This is a genomic window from Neisseria sp. HMSC078H04, from assembly GCF_001838135.1.
Taxonomy (GTDB): domain Bacteria; phylum Pseudomonadota; class Gammaproteobacteria; order Burkholderiales; family Neisseriaceae; genus Neisseria.
Genome location: NZ_KV835822.1, coordinates 296,853 through 313,501, shown reverse-complemented (window position 1 = coordinate 313,501; position 16,649 = coordinate 296,853). Strand labels below are relative to the sequence as shown.

14 protein-coding genes are annotated in these 16,649 nt (G+C 51.8%); 3 read left to right on the top strand and 11 right to left on the bottom strand.

What is annotated here, in order from left to right; all coding sequences use genetic code 11:
* The 7 genes from HMPREF2560_RS01705 to HMPREF2560_RS01675 all read right to left on the bottom strand — a co-directional run.
* On the bottom strand, positions 1–437 hold a 437-nt coding region (locus HMPREF2560_RS01705), incomplete at its 3' end, for an ATP-binding cassette domain-containing protein (RefSeq protein ID WP_141762583.1).
* A gap of 81 nt (positions 438–518) precedes the next feature.
* Complete coding sequence (locus HMPREF2560_RS01700; protein WP_070607287.1) at positions 519–1,145, bottom strand: FmdE family protein; 627 nt, start codon at positions 1,143–1,145, stop codon at positions 519–521.
* Positions 1,146–1,285: 140 nt separating this feature from the next.
* Positions 1,286–3,151 (bottom strand): acyltransferase family protein, encoded by a 1,866-nt coding sequence (locus HMPREF2560_RS01695; protein WP_070873660.1) that lies wholly within the window; start codon positions 3,149–3,151, stop codon positions 1,286–1,288.
* Positions 3,152–3,293: 142 nt separating this feature from the next.
* Positions 3,294–4,265, bottom strand: a complete 972-nt coding sequence (locus HMPREF2560_RS01690; protein WP_070695157.1) for an iron chelate uptake ABC transporter family permease subunit — start codon at positions 4,263–4,265, stop codon at positions 3,294–3,296.
* Complete coding sequence (locus tag HMPREF2560_RS01685; protein WP_070873659.1) at positions 4,255–5,223, bottom strand: ABC transporter permease; 969 nt, start codon at positions 5,221–5,223, stop codon at positions 4,255–4,257. Before HMPREF2560_RS01685 ends, HMPREF2560_RS01690 begins: the two co-directional genes overlap by 11 nt.
* Before the next feature lie 230 nt (positions 5,224–5,453).
* Positions 5,454–6,410, bottom strand: coding sequence for a siderophore ABC transporter substrate-binding protein (locus HMPREF2560_RS01680; RefSeq protein WP_070873658.1), 957 nt, complete (start codon positions 6,408–6,410; stop codon positions 5,454–5,456).
* Positions 6,411–6,525: 115 nt separating this feature from the next.
* Positions 6,526–8,541 carry a TonB-dependent receptor domain-containing protein gene (locus HMPREF2560_RS01675; protein WP_070873657.1) on the bottom strand — a complete coding sequence of 672 codons (2,016 nt, stop codon included), beginning with the start codon at positions 8,539–8,541 and terminating at the stop codon, positions 6,526–6,528.
* Between the two features lie 417 nt (positions 8,542–8,958).
* Between HMPREF2560_RS01675 and groES the strand changes: the two genes are divergently transcribed.
* Positions 8,959–9,246: a co-chaperone GroES gene (gene groES, locus HMPREF2560_RS01670; RefSeq protein ID WP_003744509.1), complete on the top strand. Its 288-nt coding sequence runs from the start codon at positions 8,959–8,961 to the stop codon at positions 9,244–9,246.
* Between the two features lie 98 nt (positions 9,247–9,344).
* Positions 9,345–10,979 (top strand): chaperonin GroEL, encoded by a 1,635-nt coding sequence (groL, locus tag HMPREF2560_RS01665; RefSeq protein WP_049322649.1) that lies wholly within the window; start codon positions 9,345–9,347, stop codon positions 10,977–10,979.
* A 308-nt stretch (positions 10,980–11,287) separates the two neighbouring features.
* Here the strand turns inward: groL and katA are convergent, their stop codons facing one another.
* The 4 genes from katA to accB all read right to left on the bottom strand — a co-directional run bounded on the left by katA (position 11,288) and on the right by accB (position 15,211).
* Positions 11,288–12,802, bottom strand: a complete 1,515-nt coding sequence (gene katA, locus HMPREF2560_RS01660; protein WP_070873656.1) for a catalase KatA — start codon at positions 12,800–12,802, stop codon at positions 11,288–11,290.
* A gap of 296 nt (positions 12,803–13,098) precedes the next feature.
* Positions 13,099–14,460 (bottom strand): acetyl-CoA carboxylase biotin carboxylase subunit, encoded by a 1,362-nt coding sequence (gene accC / locus HMPREF2560_RS01655; RefSeq protein WP_070822802.1) that lies wholly within the window; start codon positions 14,458–14,460, stop codon positions 13,099–13,101.
* Between the two features lie 29 nt (positions 14,461–14,489).
* Positions 14,490–14,681, bottom strand: a complete 192-nt coding sequence (locus HMPREF2560_RS01650) for a YqaE/Pmp3 family membrane protein (RefSeq protein ID WP_003680299.1) — start codon at positions 14,679–14,681, stop codon at positions 14,490–14,492.
* A 71-nt stretch (positions 14,682–14,752) separates the two neighbouring features.
* The gene (gene accB, locus HMPREF2560_RS01645) at positions 14,753–15,211 is read right to left on the bottom strand and encodes an acetyl-CoA carboxylase biotin carboxyl carrier protein (protein ID WP_049336913.1); all 459 of its coding nucleotides are present in this window, start codon (positions 15,209–15,211) and stop codon (positions 14,753–14,755) included.
* A 356-nt stretch (positions 15,212–15,567) separates the two neighbouring features.
* On the opposite strand from accB, the gene queA reads away from it, so the two are divergent.
* The gene (queA, locus tag HMPREF2560_RS01640; RefSeq protein WP_070607274.1) at positions 15,568–16,596 is read left to right on the top strand and encodes a tRNA preQ1(34) S-adenosylmethionine ribosyltransferase-isomerase QueA; all 1,029 of its coding nucleotides are present in this window, start codon (positions 15,568–15,570) and stop codon (positions 16,594–16,596) included.
* Positions 16,597–16,649 lie beyond the last annotated feature (53 nt).

The following is a 16,649-nucleotide window of genomic DNA, read 5'->3' as shown; positions in this document are numbered from 1 at the left end:
ATCATGGCGCGTTGGCGTTGGCCGCCGGAAAGCTCGGTCAGGTAGCGGTCGGCGAAGTCTTGCAGGTGGAACTCAGCAAGCGCTTCTTCGACGATGGTTTTGTCGTTTTCAGACGGCCTGCCTTGATGGTAGGGATAGCGGCCGAACATGAGCAGGTCGCGCACGGTAATGCGGCTCATGATGCTGTTTTCTTGGGTGAGGATGGAAAGCGTGCGGGCGAGTTCGGCGGTGGGGGTGGTTTTGATGTCTTTGCCTGCGTAGCTGATGTTGCCGTATATCAAGGGCTGCAGGCGAGCCATAAAGGAGAGGAGGGTGGACTTGCCTGCGCCGTTCGGGCCGATCAGCGCGGTAATGCCGCCTTCGGGAATGTCGAGGCTGACGTCGTTGAGAATGGGGTTGCTGCCGATGGTGTGGCTGACGTTGCGGATGGTAATCATAGGCGGGTCCGAAAATGGGAAATTGGGGTTTCAGACGGCCTTGAGTTTTAAGGCCGTCTGAAACTTATTGATTATGACGTTTTAGATTTCTTTGACGGTGACAAATTCGGGATTGTCGGCTTGGTCAATCAGGAAGGCGCGGACGCGTTCTTGCCAAAGCTCGCCGAATTGTTTGAGTTCGTCAGCACTTGCGCTGCCGCTAACGGCTTTGGGCATGATGTCGCGCATTTGCGGCGCAAAGGGTTGGAGTGCGGCGTTGAGGCTGACGGCAACGGTTTTGCCGGTGTCGCGGCGGCGGAGCGCGAGTGTGCCGTTGATTTCGCCTGCACCAAAGGACAAGAGGTGGCGGCGGGCAAAGCGTCCGGCAGGGCCTACGCCGCCAAAGCCGGTTTCAGGTGCCGCGCCGGTAAGGAGTTGGACGACGGAAGCGGTAACGCCGGTCGTGCCTTCATCACGCTCGCCCTGCATAAAGGCTTCGATGTCGCCACGTTGCGGCAGCTCTGCGCCGTAAAGGGCTTTCAGGCCTTTGATCACCATCAGGTAGGCTCCGGCGACGGTCGGGCAGGAGTGGCCACACAGGCGCACGGCATCGGCGTAGTGGTAAGTGAGGATGCCGTTTTCGGCCGCGCCGAGGAAGTCGGCCAATGCGTCTTGGACGGTAATGGTCGGGGCATTATCGAAGAATGAAGGGAGGCGTTCTTGTGTCATGAGGGTTGTCCTTTATGGGTTTGCTAAGGCCGTCTGAAGGTTTCAGACGGCCTGAAACCTTTGCGGCATACTGTTTGCTGCGCTTTGAGCGGCATTTGCATTCAGTATTGCGGCAAAGGTTTCGGACTGAAACTGCGGTGTTATTTTAGGAGTATTTTTTTGTCCTGTATAAATTTTTCCGCCAGTTTTGTCACACCGTGGGTGTTGAGGTGGTTGGTGTCAAAATATATCGGCAAGCCGTCTATGGTTTTGTCTGCCGGAATCGGCCCCATAATGTTGACCCAATGCACGGCAGGCCGCTGTTTGACGATGTTTTCTATGGTTTTGTCGGCTTCGGCGGAGCGGGCGATTTCCGCTTTTTTATGCTCGGAAACGTATTGCATATCAATGCCGAGACGTTGTTTCAGGTAGTAATGGCGCAGGGGCAGTTGCGCGTTCATCGGTGTGTCGGCAAAGACGTAAACCTGTTTGCCCTGTTGAACCAAAGTATCGAGCATTTTGCCGAAATGCTCCGTAAAACCGGGCTTGTCGGTATGCAGGAACCAACGCTGCGAGATAAAGACCACCGGATAGTTTTCGACTTTTTGTGCGATAAAGCGGTTGTAAGGGTTGCAACGGTTGGCACGGCGGTCGCTTTGCGGCAGGAGGAAGCCGAAGGCAACGCCGCAACTGTTGGACGAGATAACATCGGCGGCAAAGCCTTCTTGTTTGCCCACTATATCGATAAAGGGCGTCAGGTGGGCGGCGTGGGAGTCGCCCATCAGCAGGGCTTTGCTGCTTTGGTTTTCCGCGCCGACGGCGCAGTCGGTTTTGGTCAAGGTATCCGCACAGATTCTGGTGTCGTTGACTGCGTATAGGTTTGCTTCATAGTCAGCCGGTTTAGTCGTCAGCAGGTAGCCGGCGGCAGGAATCAGCAGGGCGAAATAGGCGGCGATGACCCCGATGAATTTCTTGGTGGTGAAATTCTTTATCCGTCGCGCCGGTGTTTCGACGAAGTAATAGGACAAAACGGACAAGCCCGACATCAGCACCACTGCCAATACAATCGCGGACATCGGCAAAGCGTTGTCCATGTAAACATAGCGCATGACGGCCAAGACCACCCAATGCCACAGATACAGCGAATAGGAAATCAAACCGATAAACACAACGGGCTTGAGGCTCAACAGTTTGGCGGTATTGAAGCCGCTTTGCGTTTGCAGGGTTTTGCCCGAGTAAATCAAGCCGCCAACCGCCGTACAGCACAGCAGCCGTTCGATATTGCCTTCGCCGGGCAACACGCCGTAAGGAAGCAGCAACATGGTGGCGATCACCGCCATCATCGCCCAGCCGACCACAGGCGTGCTGAAACGGTCGTTGTTTTGGGAGGGCGGAATAAAGGCAAAAAGCGCGCCGATCAGCAGCTCATATGCGCGTACATAAGGCAGGAAATAAGGGTCCATGCCGAAAGTGGGCAAAAAGACGGACAACAGGCTCAATACAATCAGTAAAAGGATAAATTGGCGGATGTTGCGCCCTTTGCTGAATCGGAAAAAGGCAATCAGCAACACCGGAAAAACAAAGTAAAACTGCTCTTCCAGCGATAAAGACCAAATGTGTTGCAAAGGTTTTTCCGCTGCATCGGCATCGAAATAGCCGCCGCGCCGTGCAAAAAACAGGTTGGCCGAAAACAGCAACGCAAACGCTGCGGATTTGACGTATTGGCGCAGGTCAAACGACAAGAAAAAGATTGCGGCGGCCAAGCTCGTACACAGCAATACACAGGAGAAAACAGGCAAAATGCGTTTCGCGCGGCGTTTGTAAAACTCTAAAAACGAAAAGCTGCCGTTTTGCATTTCGCGGCTGATGATGGTGGTGATCAGATAGCCGGACAAAACGAAAAACATATCCACACCAAGAAAACCGCCGGGCAGCCAAGCGGCATCAATGTGGAAAATAATGACAGCCAATACTGCCAACGCCCGTATGCCGTCCAAGTCGGGACGGTATTTTAATGTCGTGCTCATTTTTTGTAATTTTAGTAAATCCAGTAATGTTTACTATGAGTACATGTCAGAAATTTAGTTTCATTTCAAGGATTAAATATTTTTAAAACATGGATTTCAGACGGCCTGAATTTATTTTTACGAGCGTTTGGACACGTTTAATTTATTTCTTTTTCAACACCAAATATAAAAATACCAATCCGCCTGCAAATTCGACGACCACGCTCAATACGGCCTGCATGCCGAGGAAGTGTTCGAAGATGGTTTGTCCGCCGACCAACAGGATGCCACCGACACAAAAAGTCATGGGCAGGCGGACGGAATGTTTGACCGACGGGGAAAAATGGTTGGCCAGCGCGGCAACCAGCAGGCCGAAAAAGCTCACCGGGCCGACAACGGCGGTCGCAGTCGCAACCAATGCGGCGATCCACAACAGCAGCCATAAGGTGTTGCGCGTGTAGTTGATGCCCAAATTGATGGCCTGATTGCGGCCGAGCAGGTAAACATCGAGGCGGTGGCGTTCGCGCCAGATCACGGCGGCGCTGATGAGCAACACGACTGCGCCGATACCCAACAATTCCGAGTGGACAGTATTGAAAGTGGCAAACATATTCGCCTGTGCGGCAGTAAATTCTTCGGGATCAATCATGCGCGAAAGCAGCGACGACAGGCTGCGGAACAAAATCCCGAAAATCACGCCGATTAAAATCATACGCGACAAATCGCGTCCGCCCTGTTTGATGAGCGTGTAAAACAGCAGCAGCGAGCCGCCCATCATGATGACCAGCTCAAAGCCGAATTTGCCCGTCAACGGCAGGGAAGCATAGCCCACGCCGCCGAGCGTAAACACCAGCAAGGTCTGCAAAAACACATACAGCGAATCGAAGCCCAAAATCGAAGGGGTCAGAATCGGATTGTTGGTCAGCGTTTGGAAGAGTTGCGTGGACACGCCGACCGCATAGGCGACCATCAGCAGCGCGGCAAGTTTGGTCAGGCGCAGGTGCAAGACAAAGTCCCAATCGCCTTTGACGTTGAGCGTCATAAACAGGACGCAGGAAACCAGCAACAGCGCAAAGGCGACCCACAACGGACGGCTGCTTCCTGCCATAAAACCGATATTTTTTTCAGACGGCATGAGCAGGTTTCCTTAATAAAAGCCATAAAAACAAAGCCGTCCCCATTACGCCAAAAACCGTAGAGACCGGAATTTCAAACGGAAACACAATCACGCGTCCGACAATATCGCACAGCAACACCAAAGACGCGCCCAGCAAGGCCACCGCAGGCAGGCTTTGACGCAGTTTGTCGCCCATCAGGCGGCTGATGATGTTCGGCACGACCAAGCCGATAAACGGAATATTGCCGACCGTCACGACCACCAAAGACGTAATCAGCGCCACAATAATCAGCCCCGACCACAGAATCGCCGTCCTGTTCAGCCCCAAGTTCACGCTCACCGTTTCGCCCAAACCCAAAATCGTCAGCTGGTCGGCAATCAAATAGGCAAACAAAGCCAAAATCCCTGTTGCCCACAACAATTCATACCGTCCGAGCAACACGCCGGAAAAATCGCCCTGTTGCCACACGCCGAGCATTTGCAGCATTTCGTTTTCATACGCGATAAAGGTGGCCACCGCCTCAATCACACCGCCGAAAATAATCCCGACCAAAGGCACCATCAGTTGCGCCGTCGGCGGCAGGCGGCGGATCAGCAACATAAAGACCAGCATCCCGATCAGCGCGGCAACGGCGGCAACCGACATTTTTGCCAGCAGAGGCGCGGCCGGCAGCAGCAGGGTCATCAGCAGCAAACCCAAAGCCGCGCTTTGGCTTGCGCCCACCATCGACGGTTCGACAAAACGGTTGCGCATCAAAATCTGCATAATCATGCCGGCCACCGCCATTGACGCACCCGTCAGCACAATCGCAAACGTGCGCGGCAGGCGGCTGATGAACATGACCTGCTGGCTGTCGGATAGCGAAAACAGGGCGGACCATTTGAAGTCGGCCACGCCGACCGACAGGCTGACGGCAAACAATATCAGCAGCGCCACACCGTTGACCGCATTTAAAAATGAAGGTTTGTGAAACATAAAATGGTTCGGAAAAAATAAGGCCGTCTGAAAGAAGGGTTAAGGTATTTTGCGAAAAAGGCAGGTTTGCCCATCATAAAAACAGATGCAAACAGGCAAAAATTGTCCATTTGCACCATGTATTTTCAGACGGCCTAAATCCAATGACTTCAGATCAAGCAACTTGATCCTGTAAATCATCAAACCTTTCAGGCCGTCTGAAAGAAGCGGGCGGCTATGCCCACGCCGAATTACTTGGCCGCATTAAACGCATCGCTGACCTGTTTGGAAGCGTTCAGCAATTCTTGTGCGCCGCCGGCTGCCAAATAAGTTTCAGGAACAAGGTAAACCACCTGTCCTTTTTTCCAGGCGGTCGTTTCGGCAACCAGCGGATTGTTCAACACATCTTTCGCAGCCTGACCTTCTTCGCCGATGGCTGCGCCGCGGTCCAAAACAAACAGCCAATCAGGGTTTTTCTCTTTCAGGTATTCAAAGCTGATAGGCTGGCCGTGGCTGCCTTCTTTAATCGATTCATCAACAGCGGGAACGCCGATGTCTTTATGCAACCAACCGCCCAAACGTGAGGAAGGGCCGAAAGCTGACATCTTACCGCCGTTGACCAATACCACCAAACCCTTGCCTTTGCCTTGCGCAGCAGTTTTCGCCGCTTCAAACGAAGCATCGATTTCCGCTTTCAGCTTGTCCGCTTCGGCCTGTTTGCCGAAGATTTGACCCAGTGCGTCGATGCGCTCTTTTGAGCTTTCTTTCAGATTGGCGGTTTCGGCGGTCATCTCGATGGTCGGTGCGATCTCGTTCAACTTGTCAAATGCTTTGGCTGCACGGCTGCCGATGATGATGAGCTGCGGTTTGTAAGCGTTGAGTGCTTCGTAGTCAGGCTCAAACTGCGTGCCGGCAGGTTTCGTGGTTTTGAAATATTCGTCCAAGTAGGGCAGGCGGTTTTTGTCGACGGACAAACCGGTTTTCACGCCCAGTTTGTTTAAAGTATCGAGCATGCCCAAATCGTAAACGGCGATACGCTCCGGATTTTGCGGCACTGTTGCCTCACCGCGCGTGGTTTTCACCGTCAGGCTTGCGCCTTCGGTTTGGGCGGCAGAAGCAGTTTGCGCCTGATTGGAAGCAGAATCTTTCGGTGAACACGCACCCAAAGCGAGGGTGCAGCATACGGCTAAAGCGGTCAAACGTAACATAGGGTTTCTCCGTGGTCGGAAATAAAGTAAATCGAAATGATAACTTGTATCGGATTATAAAGCTAGATGCCGTCTGAAAACTTTTGTTTTCAGACGGCTTTTTCAAGCTGATTGCTTAGAAGCGGTAGTTCACGCTTAGGCGGACATCGCGGCCTGGTTCAGACAGGGTGCTGGTACCTGCGCGTTGGCTGTGCGGCTTGTAGTTTTTATCAAAGACATTGTTGACGGAGAAGTTGACGTTCAAGTCGTCTTTGCCTGTCGGTTTCCAGTTGGCGAAGATATCGTTGACGCCGTAGCCTGCACGGACGACATTCAGAGCCACATCAGAGCCGCGCGAGGTCGGTGCATAGCCTGCATTTTGGACATAACGTCCGCGCCAGCCGATTTCCAGATTCGGATTGTCGAATTGGTAAGACAGACCTGTTGTCCATGTGCGTCCCATCGGGATGGCGGTCGTTACTTTGTCAGCGGTATCGCCATTCAGCTTCGGTTTGCTGTAGGCTACGCCTGCACGTGCGGTCAGACCTTTCCAGCGGTAGGCTGCATTCAGTTCGTAACCTGTGTTTTTCAGCTTGCCGCCGTTATACCAGACGTTGTTTCGTCCTTCTTGACGGATGGCCTGTACATCTTTGATTTGCTGATGGAAATAGCTGCCGGAGAGCGTCAGGGCAGAATTCCAGTGGTAGTTAAAGCCGATTTCTGCATTTCGCGAGCGTTCTGCTTTCAAGTCAGGTGATGAAATAATCGGCCTGTTGTTTGCTAAAGCTGCTTCGTACAGGCGGGGGCTGCGGGTTGCATAGTTCAGGCTGGTGTTGATGGAAAAATCAGGGGTAATGTCATAAACCAACCCGATGCTTGGATTGAGGTTGCCGTCTGAATTTTCTGTATTACTGCTGGTTTTCATTTTCCAGCGGTCATAGCGCAAACCTGTGGTCAGCGTAACCGGTGAGAAATCCCAAATGCCTTCTACATATACGCCGGCATCGCTTTTCTTCTCGCTGTTTTCTCCTTTTGAGCTGCTTTTTTGAGTGCGCCAGTTTACTCCGTATTTCAAGGTATGGCGGTCAAATAGACGGCTGTCGAGATTCAGATTGGCTCCGTATGTCCGTACTTCGCCGTCTAATTCATAATTTGGATTGGGGACTTCGTCACGTTTGGTATTCAAACGGTAAACATTGGCTTTGATTTTGTCGATAAAGCCCAAGTTTCCGCCTTTGAATTCCAAGTTGGTGGTGTCTTGGGTCAGCGTGCGGTAACGCGGCGCGTTGTTGGCGGTATTCGGAATACGGTTGCCGTTGGCATCCAAAACGTATTGACCTGTGCGGCGGTCGGTTTGGAAGACTTGCGAGAAATCGAACTCTTCGCGCAGGGCGCGTTCTCCATATTGTTTTTCTTGGCGGTGGCTTAATTCAATACGGTTGTCCTCGTTGAAACGATAGCCGATTTTGCCCAGCAAACCGCGTGAACCCAATCCACTGTTTAAAACCTTATCGCTTCCGAGCAGATTACGGTAGCCTTTGCCTGCCGTGTATTCTTTATCGCGAACGAAGTTGCCTGAAACCAAAGCGTCAAAACCGCCCGCCTGACCGTAAACGCTTGCACCGCGTGAATAGCCTTTATTGCTGCTGATACCGGCATTGACTTTGAAACCGACGTTTTGACCTTCTCTCAGCAAATCTTTGGCTTCAACCGTTTCAGCAACAATCGCGCCGCTGGTTGCGCCGATACCTGCTGAGGCCGAACCCGTACCTTTTTGCACGGCAACGACTTTTACCAATGCGGGGTCAAGCATAAAGCGGCCGTTGTGGTGGAAAATCTGGCTGTCAGTGTAAGTATCGTCAACTTTATAGTCTATTTGGTCTTGACCCATGCCGCGGATGGTTACCCACTGCGACTGACCGTTGCCACCGCCGAAACTGATAGAAGGCTCGTTGAACAATACGTCTTTTAAATCAGTGGAAGTCGTTTCCTCCATACGTTTTGTCGTTACACGGTGTGTGGCGCTTGTGGCCTGACCTTTGACGGTAACGGTATCAAGTACAACATTGTCTTTGGCTTCATTTTCTGCGTGTGCAAAACCGGCCGCCAGTGTCAGTGACAGCAGGCTCAGTCGAAACAGGGGCGTATTCATTGAGAAATGTCCTTAATAAAATGACAGTAATAAAAAAATAGAAGCAAATAAAGAGAAATTATCTTTAAAATATGCAATTAAGAATAATCATCATTTATAATAATGCATATAAAAGAAACGGTTGTAAAGAGTTGTATTGAATTTGTAAAGGAAGTGGGTTGTTTTTAAACGAACTTTGCAGTTGGTATATCAGGCCGTCTGAAAAATATGTACTCGAACATTTTTGCGTATGAAAATATTTGGAAAGACTGCATAGAATTTTTTACTTTTTCCCTTGAATTTGTCGCAAACAACCCAAATCTACTCGCCATTACGGCAGGCTTTCTACTAAGTGTGCCGCTATTTTCAAGCAAACCGTGTCTGTCATGTCCGACAGACAATTGTTTTCAATCTATTTATTTATCGGAGCATTAAGACATGACCATCCGCCCTTTACACGACCGCGTAGTCGTCAAACGCTTAGAAGCTGAAGAAAAAACCGCCTCTGGCATCGTTTTGCCGGGTGCGGCTGCTGAAAAACCCGACATGGGCGAAGTAATCGCCGTGGGTGCGGGCAAAATCGGTAAAGACGGCGCGCGCCGTCCGCTGGATGTCAAAGTCGGCGACAAAGTGATCTTCGGCAAATACAGCGGCCAAACTGTAAAAGCCGACGGCGAAGAGCTGTTGGTAATGCGTGAAGAAGACATCTTCGGTATCGTTGAATAATTGTTGAATTAAGTTTCAGAACCAAAGGCCGTCTGAATCAAACATGAAGTTTTCAGACGGCCTCAAACAGATTTTTAATATTGATTTGGAGAATTTAAATGGCAGCAAAAGACGTACAATTCGGCAATGAAGTTCGCCAAAAAATGGTAAACGGCGTCAATGTATTGGCAAACGCCGTCCGCGTAACTTTGGGCCCTAAAGGCCGCAATGTGGTACTTGACCGTGCTTTCGGCGGCCCACACATCACTAAAGATGGTGTGTCTGTTGCAAAAGAAATCGAATTGAAAGATAAATTCGAAAACATGGGCGCGCAAATGGTGAAAGAAGTGGCGTCTAAAACCAACGACGTTGCCGGCGACGGTACCACTACTGCAACCGTATTGGCGCAATCCATCGTTGCCGAAGGCATGAAATACGTTACCGCCGGCATGAATCCGACCGACCTGAAACGCGGTATCGACAAAGCCGTTGCCGCTTTGGTTGACGAGCTGAAAAACATCGCCAAACCTTGCGACACTTCTAAAGAAATCGCCCAAGTCGGCTCTATTTCCGCCAACTCTGACGAACAAGTCGGCGCGATTATCGCCGAAGCGATGGAAAAAGTCGGCAAAGAAGGCGTGATTACCGTTGAAGACGGCAAATCTTTAGAAAACGAGCTGGACGTGGTTGAAGGTATGCAGTTCGACCGCGGCTACCTGTCTCCTTACTTCATCAACGACGCTGAAAAACAAATCGCCGCGCTGGACAATCCGTTTGTATTGTTGTTCGACAAAAAAATCAGCAACATCCGCGATTTGTTGCCTGTTTTGGAACAAGTGGCCAAAGCCAGCCGTCCGCTCTTGATTATCGCTGAAGACGTAGAAGGCGAAGCCTTGGCAACTTTGGTCGTGAACAACATCCGCGGTATTCTGAAAACCGTTGCCGTTAAAGCCCCAGGCTTCGGCGACCGCCGCAAAGCCATGTTGCAAGACATCGCCATCCTGACCGGCGGCGTAGTGATTTCCGAAGAAGTCGGCCTGTCTTTGGAAAAAGCGACTTTGGACGACTTGGGTCAAGCCAAACGCATTGAAATCGGTAAAGAAAACACCACCATTATCGACGGCTTCGGCGACGCAGCCCAAATCGAAGCGCGTGTTGCCGAAATCCGCCAACAAATCGAAACCGCAACCAGCGAATACGACAAAGAAAAACTGCAAGAGCGTGTGGCTAAATTGGCCGGCGGCGTGGCAGTGATCAAAGTCGGTGCCGCTACCGAAGTCGAAATGAAAGAGAAAAAAGACCGCGTGGAAGACGCGCTGCACGCTACCCGCGCAGCCGTTGAAGAAGGCGTGGTTGCAGGCGGCGGCGTAGCCCTGTTGCGTGCCCGTGCCGCTTTGGAAAACCTGCATACCGGCAATGCCGACCAAGACGCAGGCGTACAAATCGTCTTGCGCGCCGTTGAGTCTCCTCTGCGCCAAATCGTTGCCAACGCAGGCGGCGAACCTAGCGTGGTTGTGAACAAAGTGTTGGAAGGCAAAGGCAACTACGGTTACAACGCAGGTTCCGGCGAATACGGCGACATGATCGAAATGGGCGTACTCGACCCTGCCAAAGTAACCCGTTCTGCGCTGCAACACGCCGCATCTATCGCCGGCCTGATGTTGACCACAGACTGCATGATTGCTGAAATCCCTGAAGAAAAACCTGCTATGCCTGATATGGGCGGCATGGGTGGTATGGGCGGCATGATGTAAGGCCGTCTGAAACCTTCAGACAAAAAGCAAAACCGCACGGTAATCAGCCGTGCGGTTTTTTTATTTGCCGGTAGAGGCGTGAGATGGTGCAGAGGGCATACCATGATTTACAGAGAAATAAGGGTAGCCAAGTTCCATTGAATCAGAAGTAATCAAATAAACTTCATCATCAAAAAAAGGCCGTCTGAAACTTAATTTTACGTTTCAGACGGCCTGATTAATGATCTAAACCGTTACTTTTTGCTCAAACGGCTGTATCGGACAGCTTGAGACAAGATTTCTTCAATTTCTATCCACATAATGCCTCCTTACAGCAAACCAGGTTGACCTAAAGCCGGGTCGTTGGCTCTTGCCGCTTGGGCATCTTCGACAGTCAGTCCAAGGGCTTTGGCTACGCCTTCGCCGTATGCCGGGTCGCAACGGTAGCAGTTGCGGATGTGGCGGTATTTGATGAAATAGGGCGCGTCGCCCATGGCTGCGGCGGTGTTGTCGAACAAAGCCTGTTTCTGCGCGTCGCTCATCAGATTGAACAAGGCGCGCGGTTGGCTGAAATAGTCGTCATCGTCTTGGCGGTAGTCCCAGTGCGCCGCGTCGCCGTTGATTTTCAAAGGCGGTTCGGCGAAGTCGGGCTGTTGCTGCCATTGGCTGAAGCTGTTGGGTTCGTAGTGCGGCAGGCTGCCGTAGTTGCCGTCGGCACGGCCTTGTCCGTCGCGCTGGTTGCTGTGGACGGGGCAACGCGGGCGGTTGACGGGGATTTGGCGGAAGTTTACCCCCAGGCGGTAGCGTTGCGCGTCGGCGTAATTGAACAGGCGGGCTTGCAGCATTTTGTCGGGGCTGGCGCCGATACCGGGAACCAGATTGCTCGGTGCGAAGGCGGATTGTTCCACATCGGCGAAGAAGTTTTCGGGATTGCGGTTTAACTCAAATTCGCCCACTTCAATCAGCGGATAGTCTTTTTTCGGCCAAACTTTGGTCAAGTCAAACGGATGATACGGCACTTTTTCCGCATCGGCTTCAGGCATGACTTGGATGTACATCGTCCATTTCGGAAACTCGCCGCGTTCGATGGCTTCGTACAGGTCGCGCTGGTGGCTTTCGCGGTCGTCGGCGATGATTTTTGCGGCCTCTTCGTTGGTCAGGTTTTTAATGCCTTGCTGGCTGCGGAAATGGAATTTCACCCAAAAACGTTCGCCCGCTTCGTTCCAAAAGCTGTAAGTATGCGAACCGAAGCCGTGCATATGGCGGTAGCTGGCGGGGATGCCGCGGTCGCTCATGACGATGGTGACTTGGTGCAGGGCTTCGGGCAGCAGCGTCCAGAAGTCCCAGTTGTTCGTAGCGGAGCGCATATTGGTGCGCGGGTCGCGTTTGACCGCCTTGTTCAGGTCGGGGAATTTGCGCGGGTCACGCAGAAAGAACACAGGCGTGTTGTTGCCGACCATGTCCCAGTTGCCTTCTTCGGTATAAAACTTCAACGCAAAGCCGCGGATGTCGCGTTCCGCATCGGCTGCGCCGCGCTCGCCGGCCACAGTGGTGAAACGGGCGAACATCTCGGTTTGCTTGCCGACTTCGCTGAAGATTTTGGCGCGGGTGTATTTGGTGATGTCGTGCGTCACGGTAAACGTACCGAACGCGCCCGAACCTTTGGCGTGCATACGGCGTTCGGGGATGACTTCGCGAACGAAGTCGGCGAGTTTTTCATTCAGCCACAAATCCTGCGCCAGCAACGGGCCGCGCGGACCGGCGGTCAGGCTGTTTTGATTGTCGGCAACGGGCGCGCCGTTGTTCATGGTCAGATGGGTGACTGGGCATTTAGAGATAGACATAGTGATTTCCTTTGTGAAGTTGTTATAGGTTGATGAAATGGTTTCCAGGATGGAATGCTTCTATACAAAATATAATAAATTTTCAATATCGATATTTAAATATAGTTTGTTTCAAGCTATGAATCAAACTATACAGAAAGATTTTCACTATTGGAACTATGAAACCGATTTAGAATAAATATTATTAATTAATAATCTAATATTGTTTGTTTTTATAAATGATAGTGTTATAAAAAAGGCCGTCTGAAACTTTATTTTGCGTTTCAGACGGCCTGATTTTTAGTCAAAACAAGGGATTATTTAGCCTGTTTGGCTTTGCGTTCTTCCAGCCAGTGTTCCAAGTAGTGGATGCTGACACCACCTTTTTGGAAACCCGGATCGCTGAATAAGTCACGGTGCAGCGGCGTATTGGTTTTGATGCCGGTAATTGCCAGCTCATCGAGGGCAACGCGCATTTTGGCCATGGCTTGGTCGCGGTCTTTACCGACGACACAGACTTTGCCGATCAGACTGTCGTAGTAAGGAGGGATGCGGTAGCCTTGATAAATATGGCTGTCAATGCGGACGCCGAAGCCGCCGGGCAGGTGGCAGCTTTCAATCAGGCCCGGGCTTGGAATGAAGTTGTACGGGTCTTCGGCGTTGATACGGCACTCAAACGCATGGCCTTCAACTTGGATGTCTTCCTGTTTGTATTGCAAAGGCAGGCCGGATGCGATGCGCAATTGCTCTTGGACGATGTCCACGCCGGTGATGAGCTCGGTAACCGGATGCTCAACCTGAACGCGTGTGTTCATCTCGATAAAGAAGAATTCGCCGTCTTCGTACAGGAATTCAAACGTACCTGCGCCGCGATAACCGATGCGTTTGCAAGCGTCGGCACAGGCTTTGCCGATTTTGGCGCGTTCTTCTTCAGTGATGAACGGAGCCGGTGCTTCCTCGATGACTTTTTGGTGGCGGCGCTGCATGGAGCAGTCGCGTTCGGCGAGGTAGATGGCGTTGCCGTGTTCGTCGGCAATCACTTGGATTTCGACATGGCGCGGACGTTGCAGGTAGCGTTCCATGTAAACCATCGGGTTGCCGAATGCCGCGCCTGCTTCGGCTTTGGTCATTTCGACAGACTGGAGGAGGTCTTCTTTTTTCTCGACGACGCGCATACCGCGACCGCCGCCGCCGCCGGAGGCTTTGATAATGACGGGATAACCGACTTTATCGGCGATTTTGAGGATTTCTTCGCCATCGTCCGGCAATGCGCCGTCGGAGCCGGGAACGCAAGGCACGCCGGCTTCGATCATGGCGTGTTTGGCGGATACTTTGTCGCCCATCAGGCGGATGGTATCGGCTTTAGGGCCGATGAAGACAAAGCCGGATTGTTCGACTTGTTCGGCAAAATTGGCGTTTTCGGCGAGGAAGCCGTAGCCGGGGTGGATGCCGTCGGCTTCGGTGACTTCGGCAGCTGCGATGAGGGCGGGAATGTTGAGGTAGCTTTGTGCAGATGCGGCAGGGCCGATGCACACGGATTCGTCGGCGAGTTTGACGTGCAGGCTGTCTTTGTCGGCTTCGGAATGGACGGCGACGGTGGCGATGCCCATTTCACGGCAGGCACGCAGGACGCGCAGGGCGATTTCGCCCCGGTTGGCGATCAATACTTTTTTCAGCATGATAATCTTTCCGGATGGTTCAGACGGCCTCAGCGGCCGCCTAATGCGTTGCGGATTTTTTGGTCGGTTTTGTATTGGCTCAAGGCGTAAACCGACCACATGGCTGCCGGTATCCAGCCAACCAGCGTACATTGCAGAATCAGACAGATGATGCCTGCAAACGGACGGCCGATGGTGAAAAACTGCAACCAAGGCAAGAAAATAGCCAAAATCAGACGCATGGTTTGTCCTTAATGAACAGAAAAAGGAATTTCAGACGGCCTTGAAGATAAAGGCCGTCTGAAAAAGCGGATTATTCAATGATAAAGAGCGGCTCGCCGTATTCGACCGGAGTACCGTTTTCAACCAGAATTTCTTTAACGACACCGGATTTCTCAGCTTCGATTTCGTTCATCAGCTTCATGGCTTCGATGATGCACAAAGTATCGCCGGCTTTTACTTGTTTACCTACTTCAACGAAAGCTGCGGCGTTCGGGCCGGGAGCGCGGTAGAACGTACCGACCATAGGCGATTTTTGCGCGTTGGACAAATCGCGAGCGGCAGGGGCGGCGGCTGGAGCGGCTGCGGCCGGAGCAGCTGCAGGGGCGGCAACCGGAACGGCTGCGGCAGGTGCCGGAGCAGCATAAATAGGAGCTGCGGCGGCAGTGGTGCGCGTAATGCGGACTTTTTCTTCGCCTTCGGTAACTTCAATTTCTGCAATGCCTGATTCTTCGACCAAATCAATCAGTTTTTTTAATTTACGCAAATCCATTGCTTTTCCTTTTTAGCGCGGCATAAAGTGCATATTGGGTATGCGCCGCTGTGGTTTTAGATGATTTCCTGAGACGTCGGAAGGCGGGTTTGCCATCCGGCGTTTAAATAATGTCGGAACAGGGCGGAGCCTGAGAAATGAATCTGGTCATTTTCCCGAACTTGTCGGTAAATGTCCAGTAAAAGATAGAAAAAAGGCGTTTTTCGGCGAAAAAAAGAAAGGAGCGCTGATTTTCGTTAAAAAGTGATTTTTTCAAGAGCGTTTATTCTAATTTATTGGTTTTTCGACAAAACATGCCGTCTGAAAACCAACTTTGCGCGTATAATGGTGCCTGTTTTTTTAAAGTATGCGCGACAATGGATATTTCCGATTTTGATTTTGAATTGCCCGAAAAACTGATTGCCCAGCATCCTCCGGAAGTGCGCGGCAGCAGCAGGCTTCTGGTTGCCTTGCCTACATTGCCGATTGAAGACCAATATTTCGGCGATTTGCCCGATTATGTCGCACCGGGCGATGTGCTGGTGTTTAACAATACCAAAGTGATGAAGGCGCGCCTGTTTGGCCAAAAAGCCAGTGGCGGCAAAATCGAAGCCCTGATTGAACGGGTATTGGACGCGCATACCGCATTGGCGCATATCCGCTCGTCCAAATCGCCGAAACCGGGTACGGAATTGATTTTTGAAGGTGATATCCGTGCCGTCATGATGGACCGTGTGGAAGAATTGTTTTGCCTGAAATTTGAAGGAGAGCAAACTGTTTACGAACTTTTAGAGCAAAACGGCCATCTGCCCTTGCCGCCTTATATCGAACGCGCGGCCGATGATGAAGACGACAGCCGCTATCAGACCGTGTACGCCAAATATCAAGGCGCAGTGGCCGCGCCGACGGCGGGTTTGCACTTTACCGATGAGTTATTGGGCCGTCTGAAAGCCAAAGGCGTAGAAACCGCAGAAGTAACCCTGCACGTCGGTGCCGGCACATTCCAACCCGTGCGCGTCGATAAAATTGAAGAACACAAAATGCACAGCGAGTGGTTTGACGTACCGGCCGAGACTGTTGCCGCCGTTGAGGCCGCCAAAGCGCGCGGCAATAAAGTGTGGGCAGTGGGCACAACCTCCATGCGCGCCTTGGAATCCGCCGCACGCGAAACAGGCCGTCTGAAAGCCGGTCGCGGCGATACCGATATTTTCATTACGCCGGGCTACCGCTTCAATGTTGCCGACCGCTTGATTACCAACTTCCACTTGCCCAAATCAACCTTGCTGATGCTCGTCAGCGCGTTTTCGGGCATGGAGCATATCCGCAGCGTTTACCACCATGCGGTGGCACAGGAATACCGCTTTTTCAGCTATGGCGATGCGATGATTTTGGGGAAGGCGGAATAAATCGGAATCGGATTGGAGCGTTTCAAATGGGGTATTTGGGTTGTCCCGAATCT

Excerpts from the sequence above, each read along its gene's own strand:
- HMPREF2560_RS01700 (WP_070607287.1), bottom strand. The coding sequence starts at position 1,145 with ATGACACAAGAACGCCTCCCTTCATTCTTCGATAATGCCCCGACCATT.
- HMPREF2560_RS01695 (WP_070873660.1), bottom strand. The coding sequence starts at position 3,151 with ATGAGCACGACATTAAAATACCGTCCCGACTTGGACGGCATACGGGCG.
- HMPREF2560_RS01690 (WP_070695157.1), bottom strand. The coding sequence starts at position 4,265 with ATGCCGTCTGAAAAAAATATCGGTTTTATGGCAGGAAGCAGCCGTCCG.
- HMPREF2560_RS01685 (WP_070873659.1), bottom strand. The coding sequence starts at position 5,223 with ATGTTTCACAAACCTTCATTTTTAAATGCGGTCAACGGTGTGGCGCTG.
- HMPREF2560_RS01680 (WP_070873658.1), bottom strand. The coding sequence starts at position 6,410 with ATGTTACGTTTGACCGCTTTAGCCGTATGCTGCACCCTCGCTTTGGGT.
- HMPREF2560_RS01675 (WP_070873657.1), bottom strand. The coding sequence starts at position 8,541 with ATGAATACGCCCCTGTTTCGACTGAGCCTGCTGTCACTGACACTGGCG.
- groES (WP_003744509.1), top strand. The coding sequence starts at position 8,959 with ATGACCATCCGCCCTTTACACGACCGCGTAGTCGTCAAACGCTTAGAA.
- groL (WP_049322649.1), top strand. The coding sequence starts at position 9,345 with ATGGCAGCAAAAGACGTACAATTCGGCAATGAAGTTCGCCAAAAAATG.
- katA (WP_070873656.1), bottom strand. The coding sequence starts at position 12,802 with ATGTCTATCTCTAAATGCCCAGTCACCCATCTGACCATGAACAACGGC.
- accC (WP_070822802.1), bottom strand. The coding sequence starts at position 14,460 with ATGCTGAAAAAAGTATTGATCGCCAACCGGGGCGAAATCGCCCTGCGC.
- HMPREF2560_RS01650 (WP_003680299.1), bottom strand. The coding sequence starts at position 14,681 with ATGCGTCTGATTTTGGCTATTTTCTTGCCTTGGTTGCAGTTTTTCACC.
- accB (WP_049336913.1), bottom strand. The coding sequence starts at position 15,211 with ATGGATTTGCGTAAATTAAAAAAACTGATTGATTTGGTCGAAGAATCA.
- queA (WP_070607274.1), top strand. The coding sequence starts at position 15,568 with ATGGATATTTCCGATTTTGATTTTGAATTGCCCGAAAAACTGATTGCC.